The sequence below is a fragment of the Clostridium tarantellae genome (genome assembly GCF_009295725.1).
GTDB classification, from domain to species: domain Bacteria; phylum Bacillota; class Clostridia; order Clostridiales; family Clostridiaceae; genus Sarcina; species Sarcina tarantellae.
Genome location: NZ_WHJC01000522.1, coordinates 1 through 1,173 on the forward strand (window position 1 = coordinate 1; position 1,173 = coordinate 1,173).

2 protein-coding genes are annotated in these 1,173 nt (G+C 20.4%); both read left to right on the plus strand.

What is annotated here, in order from left to right; all coding sequences use genetic code 11:
• Nucleotides 1–167 precede the first annotated feature (167 nt).
• A complete protein-coding gene (locus GBZ86_RS16070; protein WP_152892337.1) occupies nucleotides 168–383 on the plus strand; it encodes a hypothetical protein in 216 nt (71 codons plus the stop codon).
• 44 nt (nucleotides 384–427) lie between these two features.
• Nucleotides 428–964: a DUF4825 domain-containing protein gene (locus GBZ86_RS16075; protein WP_152892339.1), complete on the plus strand. Its 537-nt coding sequence runs from the start codon at nucleotides 428–430 to the stop codon at nucleotides 962–964.
• Nucleotides 965–1,173: the final 209 nt, after the last annotated feature.

The window sequence follows — 1,173 nt, forward strand, 5'->3', positions numbered from 1 at the left end:
ATATTAACTTATACTAAAAAAATAATTTAAGTATTATTGCTAAAATTTATTTATATAATAGTATTAAAAATTAAAAATTAAAATTTATATTTTCTGTTTTTACTTTGTTAATAATTGCAAAATTATTTTTGGTATAATTTAGAATATACTTTATTAGGAGGATTAATATGAAAAATACAGGACTTTGTCCAAAATGTAATTCATCAGATATTCTTAAAGTTAAGGGATCAGCAGGAGCTTATGGAACAGGAAATAATATTATGATAGGTGTAAGTATTTTTAGTGCAGTAAAAGTAAATCGTTATGTTTGTTGTAATTGTGGTTTTAGTGAAGAATGGATTGATAAGGAGGATATTATTAAATTAAAAAAGAAATTTAAATAAATAGATTCATAGCTATTAAAAGTATAAAAAAGGGAAAATTGAATATGAAGTTAATTAGAGTTAAGCTAATTGTTCCATTAATAATATTTTTATTATCTTTTTCAATAATTTCATGTGAAAAACAAATAAAGCCAAATAAAAATATAAATGAATCAAATATTAATATAAAAAACCTATTAGAATATAAAGATTGTAACATAGGAGATAATTCTGCTGTAGGAAATATTATTTTAAACTTACCAGCCAACCTATATAGTGATGGTTTTAAATTACAAACAGATTATGAACCCTATGAGCTAACTATAAATTATAAAGATTTTAATGATGTCCAGATTAAATTTCAAGATAATTCAAGTGTAACACTTCCCTTTGAAGATGTAATTAAAAAAAATGCCCTAATTATATTTTCTCTAGTTAAAAATTGCCATATAATAAATTTTAAATTTCCTAAAGGTATAACAATTACTTATAAAAAAGATGAATTACTAGATGCCCATAAAGAATACTATGGAGATAATTTTGAAAAAATAATAAGTGATACTGAATCTTTAAAAAGTTTTATAGAATTACCTATTAAATAATACCTCTGATATCTTTAGAGTATTTATAAAATAAACTAATGTTTAAATAAAAAATTCAAAGCATTTTTAATTATACTTTGAATTTTTTATTTATTTTCTTATATAAGCATAAAATTTTAAGCTTGTCTAATAATTCCTAACAATTAGAAAAATTATTCAGTTATGCTTTTACTTCTATTTAAATTAACACAATTAGCTTTATTTATTCT